General features: G+C 61.6%; 20 protein-coding genes. 14 read left to right on the forward strand and 6 right to left on the reverse strand.

Translation table 11 applies throughout. From position 1 onward, the window contains the following. Positions 1-16: 16 nt before the first annotated feature. Complete coding sequence (locus ACXYMO_RS16430) at positions 17-1,690, forward strand: ATP-dependent nuclease (protein ID WP_458879813.1); 1,674 nt, start codon at positions 17-19, stop codon at positions 1,688-1,690. 223 nt (positions 1,691-1,913) lie between these two features. Here ACXYMO_RS16430 and leuB read toward each other — a convergent pair whose 3' ends face one another. From leuB to hpaR, 4 genes are all read right to left on the reverse strand, one after another. After that, the gene (leuB, locus tag ACXYMO_RS16435) at positions 1,914-3,020 is read right to left on the reverse strand and encodes a 3-isopropylmalate dehydrogenase (RefSeq protein ID WP_458879814.1); all 1,107 of its coding nucleotides are present in this window, start codon (positions 3,018-3,020) and stop codon (positions 1,914-1,916) included. A gap of 119 nt (positions 3,021-3,139) precedes the next feature. After that, positions 3,140-4,597, reverse strand: a complete 1,458-nt coding sequence (locus ACXYMO_RS16440; protein WP_458879815.1) for an amidase — start codon at positions 4,595-4,597, stop codon at positions 3,140-3,142. 70 nt (positions 4,598-4,667) lie between these two features. Next, on the reverse strand, positions 4,668-5,900 hold the full coding sequence (locus ACXYMO_RS16445; RefSeq protein WP_458879845.1) for a lytic murein transglycosylase: 1,233 nt from the start codon (positions 5,898-5,900) through the stop codon (positions 4,668-4,670). A 110-nt stretch (positions 5,901-6,010) separates the two neighbouring features. Next, complete coding sequence (gene hpaR / locus ACXYMO_RS16450) at positions 6,011-6,472, reverse strand: homoprotocatechuate degradation operon regulator HpaR (protein ID WP_458879816.1); 462 nt, start codon at positions 6,470-6,472, stop codon at positions 6,011-6,013. A 127-nt stretch (positions 6,473-6,599) separates the two neighbouring features. Here hpaR and ACXYMO_RS16455 point away from each other — a divergent pair, with 127 nt between their 5' ends. The 7 genes from ACXYMO_RS16455 to ACXYMO_RS16485 all read left to right on the forward strand — a co-directional run bounded on the left by ACXYMO_RS16455 (position 6,600) and on the right by ACXYMO_RS16485 (position 13,456). After that, positions 6,600-6,995, forward strand: a complete 396-nt coding sequence (locus ACXYMO_RS16455; RefSeq protein ID WP_458879817.1) for a 5-carboxymethyl-2-hydroxymuconate Delta-isomerase — start codon at positions 6,600-6,602, stop codon at positions 6,993-6,995. Then, the gene (gene hpaE, locus ACXYMO_RS16460) at positions 6,988-8,499 is read left to right on the forward strand and encodes a 5-carboxymethyl-2-hydroxymuconate semialdehyde dehydrogenase (RefSeq protein ID WP_458879818.1); all 1,512 of its coding nucleotides are present in this window, start codon (positions 6,988-6,990) and stop codon (positions 8,497-8,499) included. Before ACXYMO_RS16455 ends, hpaE begins: the two co-directional genes overlap by 8 nt. 121 nt (positions 8,500-8,620) lie before the next feature. Then, on the forward strand, positions 8,621-9,601 hold the full coding sequence (gene hpaD / locus ACXYMO_RS16465) for a 3,4-dihydroxyphenylacetate 2,3-dioxygenase (protein ID WP_458879819.1): 981 nt from the start codon (positions 8,621-8,623) through the stop codon (positions 9,599-9,601). Between the two features lie 10 nt (positions 9,602-9,611). After that, positions 9,612-11,024 (forward strand): pyridoxal phosphate-dependent decarboxylase family protein, encoded by a 1,413-nt coding sequence (locus tag ACXYMO_RS16470; protein WP_458879820.1) that lies wholly within the window; start codon positions 9,612-9,614, stop codon positions 11,022-11,024. Then, positions 11,021-11,881: a fumarylacetoacetate hydrolase family protein gene (locus ACXYMO_RS16475; RefSeq protein WP_458879821.1), complete on the forward strand. Its 861-nt coding sequence runs from the start codon at positions 11,021-11,023 to the stop codon at positions 11,879-11,881. The genes ACXYMO_RS16470 and ACXYMO_RS16475 overlap by 4 nt, the downstream gene beginning before the upstream one ends. After that, positions 11,878-12,678, forward strand: coding sequence for a 2-oxo-hept-4-ene-1,7-dioate hydratase (gene hpaH, locus ACXYMO_RS16480; protein WP_458879822.1), 801 nt, complete (start codon positions 11,878-11,880; stop codon positions 12,676-12,678). Before ACXYMO_RS16475 ends, hpaH begins: the two co-directional genes overlap by 4 nt. A gap of 10 nt (positions 12,679-12,688) precedes the next feature. Next, complete coding sequence (locus ACXYMO_RS16485) at positions 12,689-13,456, forward strand: HpcH/HpaI aldolase family protein (protein ID WP_458879823.1); 768 nt, start codon at positions 12,689-12,691, stop codon at positions 13,454-13,456. Here the strand turns inward: ACXYMO_RS16485 and ACXYMO_RS16490 are convergent. Then, entirely contained in the window at positions 13,453-14,601 is a 1,149-nt protein-coding gene (locus ACXYMO_RS16490; RefSeq protein ID WP_458879824.1) for a DUF3095 domain-containing protein, read from the reverse strand. The genes ACXYMO_RS16485 and ACXYMO_RS16490 overlap by 4 nt on opposite strands. 108 nt (positions 14,602-14,709) lie before the next feature. Here ACXYMO_RS16490 and ACXYMO_RS16495 point away from each other — a divergent pair, with 108 nt between their 5' ends. The 3 genes from ACXYMO_RS16495 (at position 14,710) to ACXYMO_RS16505 (ending at position 19,014) form a co-directional block, all read left to right on the forward strand. Then, on the forward strand, positions 14,710-15,891 hold the full coding sequence (locus ACXYMO_RS16495; RefSeq protein WP_458879825.1) for an MFS transporter: 1,182 nt from the start codon (positions 14,710-14,712) through the stop codon (positions 15,889-15,891). An 81-nt stretch (positions 15,892-15,972) separates the two neighbouring features. Next, on the forward strand, positions 15,973-16,995 hold the full coding sequence (locus ACXYMO_RS16500) for an aspartate-semialdehyde dehydrogenase (RefSeq protein ID WP_458879826.1): 1,023 nt from the start codon (positions 15,973-15,975) through the stop codon (positions 16,993-16,995). 447 nt (positions 16,996-17,442) lie between these two features. After that, positions 17,443-19,014 carry a DUF4139 domain-containing protein gene (locus ACXYMO_RS16505; RefSeq protein WP_458879827.1) on the forward strand — a complete coding sequence of 524 codons (1,572 nt, stop codon included), beginning with the start codon at positions 17,443-17,445 and terminating at the stop codon, positions 19,012-19,014. A 2-nt stretch (positions 19,015-19,016) separates the two neighbouring features. Here the strand turns inward: ACXYMO_RS16505 and ACXYMO_RS16510 are convergent, their stop codons facing one another. Continuing rightward, positions 19,017-19,667, reverse strand: coding sequence for a carbonic anhydrase (locus ACXYMO_RS16510; RefSeq protein ID WP_458879828.1), 651 nt, complete (start codon positions 19,665-19,667; stop codon positions 19,017-19,019). A 147-nt stretch (positions 19,668-19,814) separates the two neighbouring features. Between ACXYMO_RS16510 and ACXYMO_RS16515 the strand changes: the two genes are divergently transcribed. The 3 genes from ACXYMO_RS16515 (at position 19,815) to ACXYMO_RS16525 (ending at position 22,493) form a co-directional block, all read left to right on the forward strand. Next, the gene (locus tag ACXYMO_RS16515; RefSeq protein ID WP_458879846.1) at positions 19,815-20,204 is read left to right on the forward strand and encodes a hypothetical protein; all 390 of its coding nucleotides are present in this window, start codon (positions 19,815-19,817) and stop codon (positions 20,202-20,204) included. Positions 20,205-20,271: 67 nt separating this feature from the next. Continuing rightward, the gene (locus ACXYMO_RS16520; protein WP_458879829.1) at positions 20,272-21,654 is read left to right on the forward strand and encodes a leucyl aminopeptidase family protein; all 1,383 of its coding nucleotides are present in this window, start codon (positions 20,272-20,274) and stop codon (positions 21,652-21,654) included. Further along, positions 21,651-22,493 carry a C40 family peptidase gene (locus ACXYMO_RS16525; protein WP_458879830.1) on the forward strand — a complete coding sequence of 281 codons (843 nt, stop codon included), beginning with the start codon at positions 21,651-21,653 and terminating at the stop codon, positions 22,491-22,493. The genes ACXYMO_RS16520 and ACXYMO_RS16525 overlap by 4 nt, the downstream gene beginning before the upstream one ends. The last annotated feature ends 29 nt before the right edge of the window (positions 22,494-22,522 follow it).

The raw sequence follows: 22,522 nt of genomic DNA on the forward strand, positions 1-22,522 counted from the left end.
GAAAGCGGAACGATAGATGAAATTGCGTGAAGTTGGTGCGAAGAGTTTCCGCACCCTTGAAGATTTGACGGTTGAATTTAAAGATGACTTTTGCACTTTAAGCGGCCGGAACAACGCTGGAAAAACAGCTGTTGTCACCATTATCCGTCACTTCCTTGACGATGAGGATCGGCCCTATTTGCATGGTGAAAACTCACTCTCCTTTGCCCGTGATCATACGCAGTGGTCTTCAACAAAAGAGATGGAGATTTCTGTTAGGTTAGAACTTCATCGCCATGATGATGCGGAGGTCTTCTTTGTTGTAGAAAGATTTGCGGCAGAGCCTATCAAGGGGGATGTTGCGCGTGTCAGGCTCACTGAAAAGTTCCCTGACGCTGAGGGAAGTCAACTGATATGTCGCGTTAACGGCAATGACCTAGACAGCCAAAATTCAAGCGAAATTGCAAAGAAACTTAAGTCTGCCGCAAATTTGGTGGTTCATAATTCCACGGCTCCCAATCGACGCCTTTATTACTTTTCCGGTGAGATGACAGAGGTTTTAGAATCCCACTTTTCTCAAGAGGATCGAAAGAAAATATCTGACGCCGAGCGCAATCTCTCAAACAAAGTAAAAAATGCAGCGAAGCAACACAAAGAAGAGCTAGGGCAGCTTCTAGGGCGGCTTGGTGAAAATTATGACGTTGAATTGACAACCTTAGACAGAAGTGGCTCATCTCGCTTCCCGTTAAATGTGAAGCTCAATGATAAGAGCGTCGACGCCAATTTGGGCGGATGGGGTTCGGGCACTCAGAACAGGACGCGAGTACTCATTTCTGTTTTGGAAGCAGATCGAATTAGAAAATCTCAAGCGTCGGAAAACAGGTCGACACCAGTTGTAATTGTAGAAGAGCCGGAAAGTTTTTTGCATCCTTCAGCGCAAGCAGAATTTGGAAAAGTTCTTAACAACTTAGCGGAGGACTTCGGAATTCAGATACTCGCAACCACCCATAGCCCCTATATGCTCAACCAAAAGAACCCGGAAGCGAACCTACTATTAGAGCGAAAGGTGTTACGCAAGAAATTGAAGGAAACGGAGAGAGTAGACACATCTGGTGACGACTGGATGCTGCCATTCGCGGCTAACCTCGGAGTTATTTCGGATGAATTTATACCATGGAAGAAGATTGTTGGTTCTGCAAATTCAAGGATAGTTTTGGTTGAAGGTGCGATTGATGTTGATTATTTCAAAACTCTTCAAAGTAAGTTTCCTGAAATTTACAGTTTACCAGACGATATCGAGGTCGTCGGATATGGCGGAAAAGATGCATTGAAGAATACGCAAGTTTTGCAATTTATGATATCTCGCCTGGACAGAGTTTTTATCACTTTTGATCTGGATGCAGAAAAAGATGTTACTCGAAAGCTTGAATCGATTGAGCTAAATGCGGACAGAGATTTTTGCTCTATAGGCATTGATAAGCCAGGACGAGAATGTATCGAAGGATTGCTGCCAGAAAGCATCTTGGCTGCGGTTTATGCGGAGCAAGTTGACGATGTAATGGCTCTCAATTCGACTAACAGCGCCGCAAGAAATTCAGCCAAAAGCAAATTGAAGAAAGCCGCTCTGGAAAAGTTTAAGAACTGTTCCCTGACGAGCGCCGAAATTCCTGAGATGGCAAAACTCATTAAGAAGATAGCGAGGGCATTCTAGAAAGTGGCTCCTAGACTTTCTTGGGAGGACTTCGGGCTTAGTAGCCACTATCAAAAGACTGTTGAAAACTTTCGAACGACCGCTTCCATCCGCCGAGCCCAAATCATCCCATAACCCCAACCCGCAAACCTCCCCCCCAAAGCCCCCTTCACCCCTCTCCCAACCAAAAAAGCCGCCGGTTTCCCGGCGGCTGCTCAGATGGTCAGGGGTGTTGTCAGACGATTTACAGGCTGGCGTCAAGGGCGGCCAGGATGGCGTCGCCCATTTCCGTGGTCGAGACCGGCGTGACGCCCTCTTCGCCCAGCAGGTCGGCAGTGCGTTTGCCATCGGCCAGCACCCGCTCGACCGCTTTTTCCAGGCGCTCGGCCTCGTCCCCTTTGTCAAAGGAATAGCGCAGCGCCATGGCAAAGCTGAGGATACAGGCGATCGGGTTGGCCTTGCCCTGACCGGCGATGTCCGGGGCCGATCCGTGGACCGGCTCGTACAGCGCCTTGGGACGGCCATTGGCCATCGGCGCGCCCAGGCTGGCCGAGGGCAGCATGCCCAAGCTGCCGGTCAGCATCGCGGCCAGATCGGACAGCAGGTCGCCGAACAGGTTGTCGGTCACGATCACGTCGAACTGCTTGGGCCAGCGGGTCAGCTGCATGGCGCCGGCGTCGGCATACATGTGCGAGAGTTCCACATCGGGGTATTCGGCCTGGTGCACCTCGGTCACGACATCGCGCCACAGGATACCGCTTTCCATCACGTTGGCCTTCTCCATCGAGCAAAGCTTGTTATTGCGGCGGCGGGCCAGTTCAAAGGCGCTGCGCGCAACGCGGGCGATTTCGCTTTCGGTATAGCGCTGGGTGTTGATGCCGACGCGTTCGTTGCCTTCCTTGAAGATGCCGCGCGGTTCGCCGAAATAGACGCCCGAGGTCAGTTCGCGCACGATCATGATGTCGAGCCCGGCGACCACGTCCTTTTTCAACGACGAGAAATCGGCCAGCGCGTCAAAGCACTGGGCCGGGCGCAGGTTGGAATAAAGGTCCATTTCCTTGCGCAGGCGCAGCAGGCCGCGTTCCGGTTTCACGCTGAAATCGAGATTGTCGTATTTCGGCCCGCCCACGGCGCCCAGCAGAACGGCATCGACCTCCTGGGCCTTGGCCATCGTTTCATCGGTCAGGGGCGTGCCGTGCGCGTCATAGGCGCAGCCGCCGACCAGGTCCTCGGACACGTCGAACTTTAGCCCGCGCTTGGCACCATACCAGTCGATGATGCGGGTGACCTGTGCCATGACCTCGGGGCCGATGCCATCGCCGGGCAGGATCAGAAGGGAAGGGTTGGACATTGCGGATTCTCCCGAAAAATTGCTTGTCCGGGGCCTAGCGTGGGATTGCCCAAGGGTCAATGGATGCAGGCATGGGCCCAATGGTCGCGCGGCGCGCCCGGTGGGCGGTTCCGGACCATTCAGCCGCTGATCACGCCGCCCGCCCGGATCAGTTCAAGCTGCTTTTCCTTCCAGGGGGCCGCCTGTTCGATCTGCGCCGACAGGGACATCAGCATTTCATCATTGCCGAAGGCCGCCGCCAGATGCACGCCCACGGGCAGGCCATCGGCGCTCCAATGCAGGGGTAGCGACACGGCGGGCTGGCCGCTGGCGTTGAACACGGCCGTATAAGGGGAATAGTCGAACACGCCACCGGGTCCGGTTCGATAGTCGATGAAATCCTCGTTGTCGGGTTTCAACCGGCCAACCTCGGCCGGGGGGGCGGCCAGCGTCGGGGTCATCAGGACATCGCAGTCCAGAAACACATGCGCCATGCGCCGGCCAAAGGCGTGCACCTCTTCGATGGCCGCAAGGTAATCCGCCCCGGACAGGGTGTCCGCCAGCGCCAGCGCGCCGCGCGTGGCGCCCTCGACCTGTCTAGGGTCCAATGGCGCGCCTTTCAGAATCTCGCGCACCGACAGGGCGGTGCCGCAGGCCACGATACGCGTCCAGGCCAGCATCATGGCCTCGACACCCAAGGCCGGGTCGGGGCTGAACTCCTCGACGTGATGGCCAAGCGTGTCCAGCAACCGCGCGGTTTCAGTCACAGCCGCAACACACTCGGGATGTATCTGTTTGCCGGACAAGCTGCTGGTGCAAACCTTGACCTTCAGCCGCCCGGGCGTGCGCGCCATCGCCTGGGCAAAGGTGCCGGACATCGGCGGCGAGAAATACGGCGCGCCCAGGTCCGGGCCGACGGTCGCATCCAGCAACGCCGCCGTGTCACGCAGGCTGCGGGTCAGATAGCCGTCAATCGCCATCCCGCCCCAGCCCTCGCCCGACATCGGCCCATCCGGCAGGCGGGCGCGCGTCGGTTTGAACCCGACCAGCCCGCAGGACGACGCCGGAATGCGCACCGAACCGCCCCCGTCCGATCCGTGTGCGACCGGAACGATCCCCGCGGCCACCGCCGCCCCCGCCCCACCAGACGACCCGCCCGAGGTATGGGCCGTGCTCCACGGGTTGCGGGTTGGCCCGCCATAGACCTGCGCCTCGGTCACCGGCCCGACGCCAAATTCGGGCGAGGCCGTGCGCCCGAAGGTCACGAGGCCAGCCTTTTTCAGGCGAAGATACAGTTCACTGTCATAGGACCATACCGTTCCTGTCGTCAGCCGCGATCCATTGGAGGTTGGAAAATCCCGCGCCTCGGCGCCCAAATCCTTGAGCAGGAACGGAACCCCGCGAAACGGCCCATCGGGCAACCCCGCATCGATCATCGCGCGCGCCGTGGACTCGCGTATATCGACCACGGCATTCAACTGGGGGTTCAGCCGCTCGGCCTGCGCCAGGGCCGCGTCCAGCAATTCACCGGGGGTTGTTTCGCCCTCTGCAACCAACCCCGCAAGGGCGGTCGCATCATACCCTGTGAAATCATCCATAAAAATCGTCCCTGCAAAATAGACGGGCGGGCGGAAAAATACGCCCGCCAGCCCTGCCCGTAACAGTGGCCTATTCCAGACGTTTGAGCAATTGCAGCGACGGCTCGCCCGTTACGGGCAACCCGACCGAGCGTTGATAGGACCGGATTGCATTTTGGGTATTGGGCCCGATCACACCATCACTGCCCTGGGTGTCGAACCCTTTGGCCGTCAGCCGGCGCTGCAAGGCCTTTCGATCGTCAATCGTCATCCCCCGCGCATCGGGCGGAAACGCCCCGCGAATGGGCGGCCCGCCCCGCAACCGGTCGGACAGATGCCCGATCCCGATGACATAGCTTTCCGCGTTGTTATAGCGTGAGATCACCGTGAAATTGCGAAAGATCATGAAGGCCGGGCCGGACTTGCCCGACGGAATCAGGATCGAGGCCGCGCCGTGATCGGGCACCGCCCGCCCGTTCATGTCACGCACGCCCAGCGCCGCCCAGGCGGCGGTGCTCTTGCTGGTGCCGCGCCCGGTCTGCCCGGTGTTGAACCCGCCGGGCAATTTCACCTCGACGCCCCAGGGCTGCCCCTTGCGCCAGCCGGATTTCGCCAGATAGGCCGCCGTCGAGGCAAGCGCATCGGTCGGATCGTCCGACCAGATATCGCGCCGCCCGTCCCCCCGGAAATCAACCGCATATGCCTGATACGAGGTCGGAATGAACTGCGTGTGCCCCATGGCCCCGGCCCAGCTGCCTGTCATGCGCTCTGGGGTGATATCCCCGTTTTGCAGAATGCGCAGTGCCGCGATCAGCTGTTTTTCGAAAAACGCGCCGCGCCGCCCGTCAAAGGCCAAGGTGGAAACCGCCGAAATCACCGGCACGTCTCCGCGCCGCTCCCCGTAAAAGCTCTCCAATCCCCAGACCGCCGTGACCACCTCGGGCGGCACGCCGTACCGCGCCTCGATCGCGTTCAGGGTCGCACGGTGGCGCGACAGGGCCGCGCGGCCCTTGGAAATCCGTTCGTCCGAGGCTGCAATCGCCAGATAATCCTCAAGCGTGCGGGTAAACTCCGTCTGGTTCCGGTCACGTTCGACCACGTCGGGCAGGTATCCGACGTTGCGGAATCCCCTGGCCAGTGTCGCCTGGGAGATACCCTGCGCCGCCGCCCGCGCACGAAACCCCGCCACCCAGGCGTCGAACCGCGCATTGGGCACGGCGCGCATGGCCGGTGCGGCCGGCCGTGCGGCGCCTCCTGAACCGATGGCACCACCGCCCCCGGCGCAGGCCGTCAGCGCCGAGGCCGCAACCCCCATAAGAAACATACGTCGAAAACCGTTCATGATACCTGCCTGCCTGCTATGACTTTTGCACAGTCTACCCGTTCACCGGGCATCCGCAACGCAGGTCACAAAGCTGGGCAAACTGGCGCCGTTCAGCCCGAATGCCGGCCATCGCCGGGCACGCCACCATGATTGTTCAGCTCATTGAGCAGGTCCAGAAGCAGGTTATAGCGATCTTCGCCCATCTGCGCGCGCACATCATCCAAAAGGGCCATGCTTGTCGCCAGGTTGGCCTCGATCAGCGCCGCGCCCCTGGGCGTGATCTGGATGATCTGTCGCCGCCGGTCCGATTTGTCCTGCTTGCGCCGGATCAGCTTTTTCTCATCCAGCTTTTGCAGAATGCGCGTCAGGCTGGGCAACAACAGACAGGCCTGTTCCGAAATCCGGGTCGGATCCATCGGGCCGGTTTCCTGCAACACCCGCAACACCCGCCATTGCTGTTCGGTAATTCCAACATCCGACAGCATCGCCCGAATCGGTCCCATCACCGCCTCACGCGCGCGCAGCAGGGCAATGGGCAGGGATCGGGATGTGGAAGGCAAAGGCTTGGTCATACTACAGTTTTGCCGATCGTCAGGTTGTGTGCAATGCTTGTCCGAAGCCGCATATTGACACTGTAGCATTATTTGCTACACAAGTTAAATATTTCAGCGCTTCGACCAGTGAAAAAGGGGGGATCGGGTGCCGCATATCATCGTGGATTACTCACCCAACATGGATGAGCGCGTCGACATGCCCGCGTTCTGCGACCTGCTGCGCCGTACAGCCATTCAAACCGGTGTGCTGCCGCTGGCGGGCATCCGCGTACGCGCCCATCGCGCCAATCACGTGTCCATTGCCGATGGCCGCGACACCCATGGCTATATCGACATCTCGCTGCGCCTGCGTGGAGGGCGCGATCTGGCGACGCGCAAGGCCGCAACCAAACTGATCTTTAATGCTGCAGAGGCATTTCTTGCCCCGGCCATGGCACAGCACTCCATCTCGCTGTCCTTCGAAATGCGCGATATCGATCCAGACCTTTCCCCGAAAACCGGCACAATCCGCGATCACCTGCAAGAAGGCCCACATGACTGACCTCTCCCGCAATCTTCAAAAACTCGATGGCTATCTTGGCCGTTTCCGCCGCGACGGCGTTCTGAACCACATCAACGGCGCGCCCTGCGCTGCTGCCTCGGGGGTGACGTTCGACAATGCCTCGCCCGTGGACGAAAGCCATATCTGCACCGTCGCCCGCGGGGATAGCGCCGATATCGACGCCGCGGCCAAAGCGGCCAAGGCAGCGTTTCCCGCATGGCGCGACATGGACCCGGTCGAACGCAAGAAGATCCTGCACCGCATTGCCGACCTGATCGAAAGCCGCGCCGAGGAAATCGCGCTTTGCGAATGCTGGGATACCGGGCAGGCCCTACGCTTCATGTCCAAGGCCGCTCTGCGCAGCGCCGCCAACTTCCGCTTCTTTGCCGACCGCGCGCCCGCGGCCCGCGATGGCCAAATGCTGCCCTCCTCCACGCTGATGAACGTGACCACCCGCACACCCATCGGCCCGGTCGGCATCATCACCCCTTGGAACACGCCTTTCATGCTCAGCACCTGGAAAATCGCCCCCGCACTGGCGGCGGGCTGTACCGTAGTGCACAAACCGGCCGAATTCTCGCCCCTCACCGCGCGCCTCCTTGTGGAAATCGCGGAAGAGGCCGGGTTGCCTCCGGGGGTCTGGAACCTCGTGAACGGTCTCGGGGAAGAGGCCGGAAAGGCCCTGACCGAACACCCCGACATCAAGGCCATCGCTTTTGTCGGCGAATCCAAGACCGGCTCGATGATCATGAAACAGGGGGCAGATACCCTGAAACGCGTGCATTTCGAACTGGGCGGGAAGAACCCCGTGGTGGTGTTCGACGATGCCGATCTCGACCGCGCGCTCGATGCGGCGATCTTCATGATCTACTCGCTGAACGGCGAACGCTGCACGTCGTCTTCGCGCCTTCTGGTGCAGGACAGCATCGCCGAAGATTTTCTGACCAAACTTGCCGACCGGGTCACCCGCATCAGGGTCGGCCACCCGCTCGCTCCGGAAACCGAGGTCGGCCCCCTGATCCACAAGACCCATTTCGACAAGGTCACCGGGTATTTCGACACCGCCCGCAAGGACGGCGCCACCATCGCCGCCGGCGGCACCCGCGTGGGCGATCAGGGCTGGTTCGTCGCCCCGACCCTGTTCACCAACGCGACCAACGACATGACCATCGCGCAAGAGGAAATCTTCGGCCCCGTCCTGACTGCCATGACCTTCACGGACGAAGATCAGGCTCTGTCCATGGCCAATGACACGCCCTATGGTCTCACCGGATATGTCTGGACCAACGACCTCACCCGCGCCATGCGCTTCACCAACGGGCTCGAGGCCGGTATGATCTGGGTGAATTCCGAAAACGTCCGCCACCTGCCCACCCCCTTCGGCGGGGTCAAGGCATCCGGCATCGGCCGTGACGGCGGCGACTGGTCCTTCGATTTCTATATGGAGACGAAACACATCGGTTTTGCCACCGGACACCACAAGATCCCCCGTCTCGGCGCATGATGCTTCATCTTGCCGAATAAACTCTCGGGGGTTTGGGGGCAGACAGCCCCCAATCACAAAACCAAGACCCGCGCGCGGAACGCGCACATTGTCGAAACGATTGCCGTGAAAGACCTGGACCATGCCCGTACCTGCCCCAAACCTCTATCCGCCCTTCAACATCCTGCGCCTCAGCCACGTGGAATACGGCGTGAGCGATCTGGCCGCCAGCCGGGCGTTCTATGTCGACACGCTCGGGCTTCAGGTCACGCATGAGGATGACAGCCGCATCTACCTGCGCGCGATGGAAGAACGCGGCCATCATTGCATTGCCCTGGTGAAATCGGACAGGGCCGAGGTGGGCATTCTGGGCTTCAAACTGTTTGACGACCCTGATCTCGACAAGGCCGAGGCGTTCTTCAAGGCCCGCGGCCTGCCGACCGAATGGGTCGACCGCCCCCACATGGGCCGCACCCTGCGCACACGTGACCCCTGGGGCATTCCGCTCGAATTCTACGTCAAGATGGATCGCCTGCCGACGATCCACCAGCAATACAGGCTCTATAAAGGCGTGAAACCCCTGCGTATCGATCATTTCAACATGTTCAGCAGCGATGTGGATGCCTCGGTTGCCTTTTACAACGACATCGGGTTCCGCGTCACCGAATACACCGAAGATGACGAAAGCGGTAAGGTCTGGGCCGCGTGGATGCACCGCAAGGGCGGCGTGCATGACGTGGCCTTTACCAACGGCCTGGGGCCGCGCCTGCATCACACCGCCTTTTGGGTGCCGACCCCGCTCAACATCATCGACCTGCTCGACCTGATGTCCACCACCGGCTATGTCGCCAATATCGAACGGGGCCCCGGACGGCACGGCATTTCCAACGCCTTTTTCCTCTATGTCCGCGACCCCGACGGCCACCGGATCGAAATTTACTGCTCGGATTATCAGACCGTCGATCCCGATCTTGAACCGATCCGCTGGGACCTGACCGATCCGCAACGCCAGACCCTGTGGGGCGCGCCGGCTCCGCGCAGCTGGTTCGAGGAAGGATCGCTTTTCGCCGGAACAGAGCCTGTTGCATCCCAACTGACGGCCCAACCGATCATCGCGCCGTAAGGAGAATGACATGAAATGGGATGACTTCGGCGCATGGGGCCGCCGCGTGGCCGACTGGGCGCAGGACTATCACAAGACGGTCGGCGACCGCCCCGTGCGCGCCCAGACCAAACCGGGTGACATTCTGAACGCCCTGCCCGCGTCTCCGCCTGAATCGGGCGAGAATATGGAACAGGTATTTTCCGATTTCGAAACCATCGTCATGCCGGGGATCACCCATTGGCAACACCCCCGGTTCTTTGCCTATTTCAACTCCAACGCCGCCCCTGCTTCGGTTCTGGCCGAATTCCTGACCGCCGCCATCGCACCGCAATGCATGCTCTGGCAGACATCGCCCGCCGCGACCGAGATGGAAACGCGCATGATGGACTGGCTGCGCCAGTCGCTCGACCTGCCCGATCCGTTTCAGGGCGTCATTCAGGACAGCGCCTCGTCGGCCACGCTGGCCGCAGTGCTGACCATGCGGGAAAAAGCGCTGAACTGGACCGGCAACACCGCCGGACTGGCCGCAAACCCCCAACTCAGGGTCTATTCTTCATCCGAGGTCCACACCTCGATCGACAGGGCCATCTGGGTGTCGGGCATCGGGCAGGACAACCTGGTGCGCGTGCCGATCAAAGGCGATTGGCGCGGCATGGACCCCGCTGCACTGGACGCCGCGATCCAGGCCGACATCGACGCCGGCCTGACCCCGGCGGGCATCATCCTGTGTGTCGGCGGCACCGGCACGGGGGCGACCGACCCGATCGCCGAGTGTATGGATGTGGCCGAAAAATACGGGCTTTACACCCATGTCGATGCGGCCTGGTCCGGTTCGGCCATGATCTGCCCGGAATTCCGCGCCTACTGGCCAGGGATCGAGCGCGCCGACAGCATCGTGTTCAACCCGCACAAATGGCTGGGCGTGCAATTCGATTGTTCTGCCCATTTCCTGCGCGATCCGGACGATCTGGTGCGCACGCTGGCCATTCAGCCCGAATACCTGAAAACCCATGGCGCGGACGGGATCATCAATTATTCCGAGTGGTCCGTACCTCTGGGCCGCCGGTTCCGGGCACTGAAAATCTGGTTCGTGCTGCGCGCCTATGGGCTGGAAGGGCTGCGCACGCGCCTGCGCAACCACGTGAAATGGTCGCAGGAACTGCATGACCGGCTGGCCGAGCAGCCCGATTTCCAGATCGTCACCCGTCCCATGTGGTCGCTGTTCACCTTCCGCTATGCGCCCGACGGAGCCGCCGATCTGGACGCGCTGAATCAGACCCTGATCAACGCGATCAATGACGATGGGCGCATTTACCTGACCCAGACCCGCGTGGACGGCGATCTGGTGATCCGCTTTCAGGCGGGCCAGTTCGAAACCACCGAAGAAGATGTGATGATGGCCTTTGACGTCATCACCGAAATATCAGGAACCCTGACATGAGCCGCTTTGCCACCTACACTGCCGAAGGTGAGACGTTTTACGGGGCCGTGACCGACGACGGCATGATCGCCCTGTCGCCCGATTTTCCGCACTGGCCCTCCCTGCGCGAGGTGATCGAGGCCGATGCCTTGCACGAACTGGCGATTGCCGCGACCGGTCGCGATGTCACCCATCCCGATGGAACATATACCTACGCCATTCCCATTCCGGCCCCGGAAAAGATCATCTGCGTCGGCGTCAATTTCCCGGCCCGCAACGAAGAGTACAAGGACGGCCAGGATGCCCCGCCCAACATGTCGCTGTTCGTGCGCTTTGCGCGGTCCTTCACGGGCCATGATCAGGCTCTGATAAGGCCAAAAGCCTCGGAGCAGCTGGATTACGAAGGCGAGGTCGCCATCGTGATCGGCAAGGGTGGCCGCCACATCCCCGAGGATCAGGCGCTGTCCCATATCGCTGCGCTGACCCTGTGCAACGAAGGCACGCTGCGCGACTGGGTGCGGCATGCGAAATTCAACGTCACGCAAGGCAAGAACTTTGACCAGTCGGGCGCGATGGGGCCCTGGCTTGTGCCCTATACCCACCCTGCACAGATCACCGATATCCGCCTGCAGACCCGCGTGAACGGGGAAACCCGGCAGGATGATCGCACCGGGCGCATGCTTTTCCCGGTGGCGCGCCAGATCGCCTATATCTCGACCTTTACCACCCTTGTTCCGGGTGACATCATCGTCACGGGCACGCCAACGGGGGCAGGCGCGCGGCTCGATCCGCCGCAATTCCTGAAACCCGGCGACGTGATCGAGGTCGAGGCCGAAGGCATCGGTATTTTGCGCAACTCCGTCCGGAACGAAACATGACACCATCGCAGATCAAAGAGGCCGCCGAGGCCCTGTTCGCCGCCGAGCTTTTGAACCGGCAGACCGGCCTTTTGTCCCTGCGATATCCGGGCATGACCATCCATGACGCCTATGCGGTGCAAAAGGCGCTTGTCGCCGCCAAGATCGACGCCGGGCACACAAAGATCGGCTGGAAAATCGGGCTCACCAGCCGCGCCATGCGGGACGCGCTTGGGATCGACACGCCCGACAGCGGCGTCTTGCTGGACGATATGCTATTTGAAAACGGCGGTTCGATCCCGCGCGACCGGTTCATCCAGCCCCGGATCGAGGCCGAGATCGCCTTTGTCATGAAAGCGCCCCTTGCCGGGGCAAGTTGCAGCCGCGACGATGTGATCGCCGCGACCGACCATGTGGTGCCGTCGCTTGAAATTCTCGATACCCGCATCCTGCGCGCCGATCCGGAAACAGGCAAGGCGCGGATCATAACAGACACTATTTCGGACAATGCGGCCAATGCAGGCGTCGTTCTGGGGGACCGGAAACATGCCCCCAACGCCCATGACCTGCGCTGGGTCGGGGCCATCGTGACGCGCGATGGTACGGTCGAGGAAACCGGCCTTGGCGCTGGCGTCCTGAACGATCCGGTGACCTCGGTCCTGTGGCTGGCCCGGCGCATGGCCGAATACGGCCAGACCATCGAGGCCGGCGATATCATCCTGTCCGGCTCGTTCATCCGACCGATCGAGGCGCCGCACGGGGCGACCTTCGACGCCGATTTCGGCCCGTTCGGGTCGGTCCAGATTTCATTCGACTAAAGGATTCCCAATGCCAGCACCCGAGAACACGTTCAAAACCCGCCTCAAGGCGGGCGAAACCCTGATTGGCTGCTGGCTCAGCCTGGGAGAGGCCTGCACCGCCGAACTCGTCGGCACCGCCGGGTTCGACTGGCTGGTGATCGATGGCGAACACGGGCCCAATGACATCCGGTCGATCCGTGATCAGCTAATGGCGCTGGAGTCCAGCCCCTCGCACCCGGTGGTGCGGGTGCCGATTGGCGAAACATGGGTGATCAAGCAGGTGCTGGACGCCGGGGCACAGACGGTGCTGGTGCCGATGGTCGACAGCGGCGATCAGGCCCGTGACCTGGTGCGCGCCTGCACCTATCCGCCCCATGGCACACGCGGGGTTGGCGCGGCGGTTGCACGTGCCTCGCGCTTTGCCGGTATTCCCGATTATGTGCCGACAGCAGACGCGCAAATCTGCCTGCTGGTGCAGGTCGAAAGCGCGGCGGGTCTGGCGGCGCTGAACGACATTCTGGCGGTCGATGGTGTGGATGGCGTGTTCATCGGCCCGGCGGACCTGTCCACCGACATGGGGTTCCAGGGTAATGCCGACGCGCCCGAGGTGGTCGCGGCCATCAACGACGCGCTGGCCCGTATCCGGGCCGCAGGCAAGGCCCCGGGCATCCTGGGCACCGTCGAAGAGGCGACGCAACGCTATCTGGATGCGGGTGCTCAGTTCCTGGCCGTGGGGGCGGATGTGCTGCTGCTGGCCGCCGGGGCGCGGACCCTGGCCAAACGCTGGATGTCCTAACCCTTGATCTGCGCCGCAGCCTGGGCATAGCCACCCGCGGCGCCGTCAATGAAATGCACGTGATCGTCCTGCATGACCGAGGGCACGATGCAGGTCATCATCGCCTCGTCCTGCTGAAACATGCCGTATCTGATGATCCCGTCGCTCTGTGCCCTGTCCAGAACTTCGCGCAGACGCGCCACCGTGTCACCGTCGCAATCCAGCGTCATTTTCAGACCGTCGTCGAACTTGCGATAATCGGCATTGCGCGTCACCTGTCGTTTGTAATGGCGAGGGCGAAACTTGCCCAGCGGGATACCGCTGCGCAGGATCACCCAGGCAAACAGGGTTTCCAGAAACAATTGCCGCTTGCGCTTTTTCACCGGCACGTCCCCGTGCGAGGCCTTCGCCTCGAGATCGACACCGGTGGGGGGCCAGCGCACGTCAGCCCCGTTGAGAGGGACGGGATGCCCTGCCCGCTCCAGCCGCTGGGCGATGCCCAGAACGGTTTCGGCAAGTTTGGAAAATTCCGGGCCCGGCACATCGTCGCTTGGGGCGATCACCAACGACAAGATAGTCCCGTGCTGGGCCTTGATATGGGACCACCGGCATGACAGCCCGGTCAGGTCGGGCCGGGTGCCCGGAGGGGCCGGGGGAAGGGTGAAATCGCCCGCCTTCATCCGCGCCTCGGCCCAGGACACACCGCCCCCGGCAAACATCGCGTAATCCACGTCGTTCGAGGCCGCGTAACGCGCCACCGTCACATCCAGACCGGCGGCGCGGATGGCCGAAACAGGCACCTGCGCCACGCGCAGGCTCAGGTCGAATTCGTCGTTCGCCCAGCGCCTGACGACGGCCAGCGCATCGGCCGCGCCCGCGGCCCGGTCCGGCGGGCAGGCAAAGGCCGCGCCGTCGCCGCCGAACACATAGGGAAAGGCGCGCCCGCCGCTGCCGTTGATCTGCGCCGAAATCACCGCGGCGCCCACCATGTTCACGGTCTTATACCGCCCTTGGGCAATGGCCTGCGTGGATCCGACGATATCCGCCGTCCCGATCACCCAGTCGTCTGGCAGGGGCACATAGTTGTCCGGATCGCTCAGCGCGTCGAACGAGGACTGCCTGGGCAGATCGTCATAAAATCCGGTGGTGTCGGTTCGGTGATCCATGTCTCACGCTAGCACCGGATCCGGGGCGATGCGATCAGAACCTTTGCCCGGATACTTGCCTTGTGCAGCGCCCCGTGCCACCCATCGGAAAATGAAAAGGAATTCATGATGCATGCCGGGTTGATCCTGCTGTGCCTGGCCTATGTGCTCAGCCAGTTCTTTCGCGCTTTTCTGGCCGTTCTCAGCACCCCGCTGAAACAGGATATCGGGGCGGGCCCCGAGGATTTGGCGCTGGCGTCGGGCCTGTGGTTCCTGTCCTTTGCGCTGATGCAGCTTCCGGTCGGCTGGGCGCTCGACCGGATCGGGCCGCGCCGCACCTCGGCGGTTCTGTTGCTGCTGGGCGGGGGCGGAGGCGCCGCCCTGTTCGGCCTGGCGGTCACACCCATGCAGATCAACATCGCCATGCTGCTGATCGGGATCGGCTGCTCCCCCGTGCTGATGGCGTCTTATTACATCTTCGCGCGCGAATACCCGCCCGCCCGTTTTGCCACGCTGGCCGCGCTGATGCTGGGTGTCGGATCCGCCGGGAACCTCGTGGCATCCTATCCGATGGCGCTGGCCAATGAACTGATCGGCTGGCGCGGGGCGCTGTTTGGCCTGTCGGGCCTGTCGCTGCTGGTTGCCGTGGGGCTGTTCTTTGCCGTCCGCGACCCGGCCCCGACAGACGGGGGCGCAAAGGGCTCGCTTTTCGATCTGCTGAAACTGCCGGTGATGTGGACGATCCTGCCGCTGATGTTCGTCAACTATGCCCCCTCGGGCGCGGTGCGGGGGCTTTGGATCGGGCCGTATCTGTCGGATGTGTTCGATCAAAGCACCGTCCAGGTCGGCACCGCCACCCTGATCATGGGCGCGGCGATGATCGCGGGCACGCTGGCCTATGGCCCGATGGATCGGATATTCAGAACCCGCAAATGGGTGGTCTTTGCCGGCAATCTGGGCGCCGCACTGGGGCTGACCGCCCTGATCCTTCTGATCGACCGGAACGTGGTTCTGACCGTTGCACTGATCGCCATCGTCGGCTTTTTCGCCAGTTCCTTTCCGGTGATGATCGCCCATGGGCGCAGCTTTTTCCCGCCTCATCTGCTGGGGCGTGGCGTCACCCTGATGAACCTGTTCGGGATCGGCGGCGTCGGGGTGATGCAATTCGTGTCGGGCCGCATCCACGAACAAATTTCCGGATCGGCGGGCGCAAACGTGACCGCGCCCTACACGGCGATATTCGGCTTTTTCGCCGTATCGCTGGCATTGGGTCTGGCAATCTATCTGTTCAGCCGCGACAGCATGGACTGACCTGCCCCCTTTCCCCTCCGCGGCTTTGCGGATATGAGACCGCAGCCGGTCACCATCCCGGCGCATATCTGGAGAAAGAAAATGGGTTACCGCGTCGTAGTTGTCGGCGCCACAGGCAATGTGGGCCGCGAAATGCTGAACATCCTGGCCGAGCGCCAGTTCCCGGTTGACGAGATCGCCGTTCTGGCGAGCCGCAAATCGCTGGGCACCGAAGTTTCGTTTGGCGACAAGACACTCACGACAAAGGATCTGGACACGTTCGATTTCACCGGCTGGGACATGGCACTGTTTGCCGTCGGCTCCGAAGCGACCAAGATCTATGCGCCCAAGGCGGCCAAGGCTGGCTGTGTCGTGATCGATAACAGCTCGCTCTATCGTTATGACCCTGACGTGCCGCTGATCGTGCCCGAGGTGAATGCCGATGCGATCGAGGGCTATTCCAAGAAGAACATCATCGCCAACCCCAACTGCTCGACCGCGCAGATGGTTGTCGCGCTGAAACCGCTGCATGACCGTGCGCGGATCAAGCGGGTTGTCGTCAGCACCTATCAGTCGGTGTCGGGCGCAGGCAAAGGCGGCATTGACGAGCTGTGGGATCAGACCAAGTCGATCTATAACCCCACCGACGACAAGCCGGCCAAACAATTCACCAAGCAGATCGCGTTCAACGTCATTCCCCACATCGACGTCTTCATGGAAGACGGGTCGACCAAGGAAGAATGGAAGATGGTCGCCGAAACCAAGAAGATCGTCGATCCGTCGATCAAGGTCACGGCAACCTGCGTGCGCGTGCCGGTGTTCGTCGGCCACTCCGAGGCGGTGAACATCGAATTCGAGGATCACCTGGACGAGGACGAGGCCCGCGACATCCTGCGCGAGGCGCCGGGCGTCATGGTCATCGATAAACGCGAAGATGGCGGTTACGTCACGCCGGTCGAATGCGTCGGCGATTACGCGACCTTTATCAGCCGCATCCGTCAGGACAGCACGATCGACAACGGTCTGAACCTGTGGTGCGTCAGCGACAACCTGCGCAAGGGTGCCGCCCTGAACGCGGTGCAGATCGCCGAAGTGCTGGGCCAGCGCATCCTGAAAAAAGGCTGAAGACAGCCCCTTCCCCCTCGCGCACCGGACGAGGGGGAAAAAACCGCAGCTTTTCACCTGCAGACCATTCCCGGAACCCCGTATCCATGCACCAAGCGTAGGGTTTGTTTCCTGCGCTCAGGTACAGAGTTACATGTTTTCGGGGATCGAAAGGTTCTTAAACATCCGCGCCAGCCTGTTGGTCCTTGTGGCCACGGCTGCGCGCGGATACCGACCCCCAGGATTTCACAGGGTCCGGCGCGCCGTCTCGCACCGCCGTTCATGACCCCGGTTTTGCCCCAGATCGGGCCTGCCGATTATGGTTCTCCCCGGTGCTCAACACACCACCGGTCAGGGGCGTCCTGGGGGGCGCCCCTTGCTTTATCCCGGCCCGTCACGCATCGTTCACCAAAGTCAAACTGTGGTGTTTTCATGCGATTTATTGCTTTTCTGATTTCGGTTTTTCCCGTGGCTGTTTGGGCAGACACGATTCCCGTGGCAAGCCCGGTGACGCATGTGACGGTCTATACACAAGGGGCGACGATCATCCGGCGCGCGCCCTTCAGCGTCCCGCAAGGCAAACACGATCTCATCCTTTATGACATCCCGGCCACCACCGACCTGAGTCTGGTCCGGGTCACCGTCGAAGGGGTCCGCGCGGGCCCCATCACATTGCGCAGTGACTTTGTCCCGCCCCGCGATGCCGACAAATCCCCCGAGGTTCAGGCCGCCGAGAACCGCGTTGAACAGATCGAGCGGCAAATCCAGTCGGTCCAGGATCGGGCCGCACAGGCACGTCTGGCTGGCGAGGCCGCGAAAACAAGCAAACGGTTTCTGGGGGATTTGGGCAAAAGCGAAGGCATGGCCGATGCCGACCTGAGCACCCTGCGCGCCCTGTCACAGCTGGTCGGCGAAGAGGCCCTTGCCGCCAGCCAGACCGCCCATAACGGCGAAGTGTCGGCAAAACGTATTGAGCGGGACCTGAAAGATCTGAACGACGATCTGGACGCCGCCAGGCAGGCCCTGACCGCTCTGACCCCGGAAAGCGACGAACGTGCGATGATCGCCGTGGAGGTCGAGGCCGACGCCGCCACGGACGGCACCGTTACCGTCACCTATTTGACCTACGAGGCGCAATGGCAACCGGTCTATGACCTGCATCTGACGCGCGGTGAAACCGCATCCCTGGCGATGGAGCGGGGCGCGTTCGTTCGGCAAGAGACCGGCGAAAACTGGACCGACGTGAATTTGACCCTCTCGACGGTGCGTCCTGCAAACCAGATCCAACCGTCCCGGATTTATTCGGAACGGCGCCGGATCGTGGACCCACTTCCACCCGGAAACTACGGCTCGCTTGCTGAACCCATTATGGAGACCCCCGTCGTTGTTGAAGAGGCAAGTGCGCGCGTGAACCTTGATGGGTATGCGGTTGTTTATGAGTATCCAAATCCCGTCACGATCACCACGGATGCCGATGCGGTGCGTCTCAGGCTGGACGAACTGACCATGGCCGCCGACGTCGCCGCCCGCGCCGTTCCGAGTCGGGATGACACCGCGTTCGTCATGGCGCATGTGAAAAACACCAGCCAGGAACTGATTTTGCCCGCGTATATCGCAACGCTTTACGTGGATGGTGTTTTTGTCGGAAACCTTGACGATTTCGGCGGCATCCCCGCCGGGGACGAGGCCGACATTCCGTTTGGTCCGATCAACGGGCTTCGTCTGAAACGCACGGTTCTGAACCAGAACGAAGGCGGCCGCGGGATCATCAGCAAATCGAACGAACGGAGCCAGCTTGTTCGGATCGACGTGAGCAACCTTGGCAACGACACCTGGCCAGTCACCGTGTTGGACAGGGTGCCCTATTCCAATCAGGAAGATCTGGAAATCACCTGGAGCGCCGACCCCGCGCCCAAGTTCACGAATTACGAGGACCGCCGCGGAATCCTGGCGTGGGACATGACCCTGAAACCGGGAGAAACCCGCACAATCGAGTTGAAACAGACCCTGTCATGGCCTGAGGGCAAGGAACTCCGCTAACCCTAAACGCGCTTGAATTTCTGGGTTTTCGGGTCGTAAGATTCCAGACCGCCTTCGCCGATTTCGGTCCACAATCCATGCACGCTGAGCGAGCCATCTTCGACGGCGGATTTGATGAACGGAAAGGTCATCAGGTTTTCCAGCGACGCAACCACGGCTTGATGCTCCAGAGCGCGGATTTGTTCGCCGGTATCCTTAATGTCAGAGACGAGCTCATATTTCGGCCGCAGGATATCCATCCAGCGTCCAACAAAGCTCTCCTTGACCTCAAGTTCAGGGGCGTGGCCTTTGCACATGTCCATGCAGCCCTGCACGCCGCCGCATTGGGAATGGCCCAGCACGATCAGATGCGCCACTTTCAGAACAGTGACCGCGTATTCCACCGCGGCGCTGGTGCCGTGATGGTCGCCGTCCGGCTCGTACGGCGGAACAAGGTTCGCGATGTTGCGGTGGATGAAGAATTCGCCCTGATCCGCGCCAAAGATCGACGTCACATGCACCCGGCTGTCACAGCAGGAAATCACCATGGCGCGCGGATGCTGACCCTCGGACGCAAGGCGGCGGTACCATACCTTGTTTTCCTCATAGGTCGTCGCTTTCCAGCCGTGATACCGCTGAACTAGGTAGGAGGGCAGAGGTTTGGCAAATTTCACTTTGTGCTCCACGCTGTTTAGGGTTGTTCGCGCTCAGATAACCCGGATTCTCACAAAATTTAAGTGATTAAAGTACCCCGGCTCAACCTTTTGCAAACCGGAGTGACATCATGGTGTCCCCGCGTTGGGGGCATGATATCAACAGGGGTGACTGTGGTGGCTGAAATTTACGACTTGATTCAACTCGAAACCGTACGGTTGGATCCTGACCGGGTGGGCGGTCTGTACCGCCAGTTGGGCGATGCGGGGGCCGAGGATGTCGTGTGTCGCGCGATCGAGGAACTGGCCGTGCGACTGGCCCATTGCGAACGCTTGTGGCGCGATCGCAATCTGGACGAACTGCGAAAAAGCGCGCGGTCCCTGATCGCCATTTCCGAACAGATCGGGATGACCGCGCTGGCCCAGGTTGCGGGCGATGTGACCCGGACCATCGATGCGGGGGACCCTGTTGCGCTGGGGGCGACCCTGTTCCGGCTGGTGCGGATCGGCGAACGGTCGCTGACGGCCGTGTGGGATCTGCAGGACCTTTCGGTCTGATCCCCCTTGCGGCCCCGGATTGCGCGGCTAGGCTGTGGACCAGATATTTTCACACAAGAGCCAGTCCATGACCCTGAAATTTGCCGCGCCGTCCAAGACCGCAACCCCGATTCACATCATCGAATCCGTCGCATTGGAGGACTGGCTTTCCGGTCAGGACGATGCGGTGTCGACCTGGGTCACGGCCAACGGGTTCTCAGGCAAGCTGGGGCAGGCGCTTCTGGTGCCGGGGCCGGACGGGCAGGTGCGCATGGCACTGGTCGGATACGAAACCGCCGAGGCGCGGGCGCGCGGGCGGTATGCGCTGGCGGCGGCGGCAGCGAAACTGCCCGAAGGGGTCTATCGCATCGACTCAGGCCTGCCGGACAGCTTGCTGGAAACCGAATGCCTGGGATGGTTGCTGTCGGAATACCGGTTTGACCGCTATCGTAGGAAAACGGCGAAAAAGGTGCGCCTGGTCGCGCCTGATGGCATTGATGCGGGCAAGGTCGAGACCATCGCCGCGGGCGAGGTTCTCTTGCGCGACCTGATCAACACGCCCACTGCCGACATGGGGCCGGACGATCTGGAGTCGGCTGCCGCGGAACTGGCCAAGCTGCATGGCGCAAAATTTTCCTCCGTTGTGGGTGAGGAGCTGTTGAAACAGAATTTCCCGATGATCCACGCGGTCGGGCGCGCCTCGGCCACGCCGCCGCGCCTGATCGAAATGAACTGGGGGTCGGAGGGCCCGCGCCTGACCCTGGTGGGCAAGGGCGTGTGTTTCGACACCGGCGGTCTGGACCTGAAACCACGTGCGGGCATGGCGCTGATGAAAAAGGATATGGGCGGCGCGGCCAATGTTCTGGGTCTGGCGCATATGATCATGGCGCTGAAACTGCCGTTGCAGCTCAGGGTCTTGGTGCCGGCGGTCGAAAACTCGGTCGCGGGCAATGCGTTTCGCCCCGGCGACATCCTGACCTCACGCAAGGGGCTGACGGTCGAGGTGAACAACACCGATGCCGAGGGGCGGTTGGTGCTGGCCGATGCGCTGGCGCTGGCGGATGAGAGCAAGCCCGATCTGCTGATCTCGATGGCAACGCTGACCGGCGCGGCCCGTGTTGCAGTCGGGTCGGACATCGCGCCGTTCTTTACCGATGACGATGGCGCCGCCACCGCCCTGTCGGCCGCAGGTGGCCGGATTGACGACCCGGTCTGGCGCCTACCTTTCCATGCGCCCTATGAATCCAAGCTCGACCCGAAAATCGCCGATCTGGACAATGCGCCCTCGGGCGGGTTCGCCGGTGCGATCACGGCGGCGATGTTCCTCCGCCGTTTTGCCGGGCAATCGCGCTATATGCATTTCGACATTTATGGCTGGACGTCGGTTCCCGGCCCGGCCCGCCCCAAGGGCGGCTGCGGTCAGGGCATCCGCGCGCTGCTCGAGGCCATGCCCGATCTGCTGAAACTGTGAGCGATCCGCGCAGCACATTCGCCAACGCGAACGTGGCGCATCTGTCCCTGCGCGGGCAGGTTGAGGCGCCCCGCTTCGTCGAGGGCACGTTGATGCGGATCACCCGCCCCGTGGCCGACCTGCACCGCGCGCCGGGGCAGACCGCGCTGGAGCGGCAATTGGTATTCGGAGAGCCGTTTCACGTTCTGGAAACCGTCGATGCGCATTGCTTTGGCCGGGCCGGGCTGAGCGGGTATGTCGGGTATGTCGCTGCCGCCGATCTGGGGCTCTGGACCGATCCGACCCATCGCATCGCCGTGCGCGCGACGCTTGGGTTTTCCGCGCCCGACATCAAGACGCCCGATCCGGTAACGCTCGGCCTCGGCAGCCGGGTCCGTGTCGCCGGATCCGACGGGCGGTTCCTGCGCAGTGCGGACGGGTACTACATCCCGGCCAACCACCTGCAGCCGCTGGAGAGCCCCGAAAACGACCCGGTTGCGGTGGCCGAGCGGTTGCTGGGCACGCCCTACCTGTGGGGCGGCAATTCTGCCTTTGGGGTCGATTGTTCCGGGCTGGTGCAGGCCGGTTTGCTGGCCTGTGGCGTCCCCTGCCCCGGCGACAGCGATCAGCAGCAACAGATGCTGGGGGCGCCACTGCCCGAGAACATGGTGCCGCAGCGGGGGGATTTGCTGTTCTGGAAAGGGCACGTGGCCTGGGTGGCGGAGGCAGAGACGCTGTTGCATGCAAATGCGTTTCACATGGCGGTTGCGTTCGAGCCGCTTGGCGCGGCCATCGACCGGATCCGAGAGCAAGGGGACGGGCCGGTGACCGCACATCTGCGCCCGTTGGCAGGTACGTAAAATCAATGGCTTACCGCAAAATTGTTTCG

It is taken from the genome of Arenibacterium sp. CAU 1754 (assembly GCF_054482635.1).

Coding starts and splice junctions, on each gene's coding strand:
- hpaH (WP_458879822.1), top strand. CDS start 11,878: ATGACACCATCGCAGATCAAAGAGGCCGCCGAGGCCCTGTTCGCCGCC.
- ACXYMO_RS16475 (WP_458879821.1), top strand. CDS start 11,021: ATGAGCCGCTTTGCCACCTACACTGCCGAAGGTGAGACGTTTTACGGG.
- ACXYMO_RS16520 (WP_458879829.1), top strand. CDS start 20,272: ATGACCCTGAAATTTGCCGCGCCGTCCAAGACCGCAACCCCGATTCAC.
- ACXYMO_RS16495 (WP_458879825.1), top strand. CDS start 14,710: ATGCATGCCGGGTTGATCCTGCTGTGCCTGGCCTATGTGCTCAGCCAG.
- ACXYMO_RS16485 (WP_458879823.1), top strand. CDS start 12,689: ATGCCAGCACCCGAGAACACGTTCAAAACCCGCCTCAAGGCGGGCGAA.
- ACXYMO_RS16430 (WP_458879813.1), top strand. CDS start 17: ATGAAATTGCGTGAAGTTGGTGCGAAGAGTTTCCGCACCCTTGAAGAT.
- hpaR (WP_458879816.1), bottom strand. CDS start 6,472: ATGACCAAGCCTTTGCCTTCCACATCCCGATCCCTGCCCATTGCCCTG.
- ACXYMO_RS16470 (WP_458879820.1), top strand. CDS start 9,612: ATGAAATGGGATGACTTCGGCGCATGGGGCCGCCGCGTGGCCGACTGG.
- ACXYMO_RS16445 (WP_458879845.1), bottom strand. CDS start 5,900: ATGTTTCTTATGGGGGTTGCGGCCTCGGCGCTGACGGCCTGCGCCGGG.
- leuB (WP_458879814.1), bottom strand. CDS start 3,020: ATGTCCAACCCTTCCCTTCTGATCCTGCCCGGCGATGGCATCGGCCCC.
- ACXYMO_RS16440 (WP_458879815.1), bottom strand. CDS start 4,597: ATGGATGATTTCACAGGGTATGATGCGACCGCCCTTGCGGGGTTGGTT.
- ACXYMO_RS16500 (WP_458879826.1), top strand. CDS start 15,973: ATGGGTTACCGCGTCGTAGTTGTCGGCGCCACAGGCAATGTGGGCCGC.
- hpaE (WP_458879818.1), top strand. CDS start 6,988: ATGACTGACCTCTCCCGCAATCTTCAAAAACTCGATGGCTATCTTGGC.
- ACXYMO_RS16490 (WP_458879824.1), bottom strand. CDS start 14,601: ATGGATCACCGAACCGACACCACCGGATTTTATGACGATCTGCCCAGG.
- hpaD (WP_458879819.1), top strand. CDS start 8,621: ATGCCCGTACCTGCCCCAAACCTCTATCCGCCCTTCAACATCCTGCGC.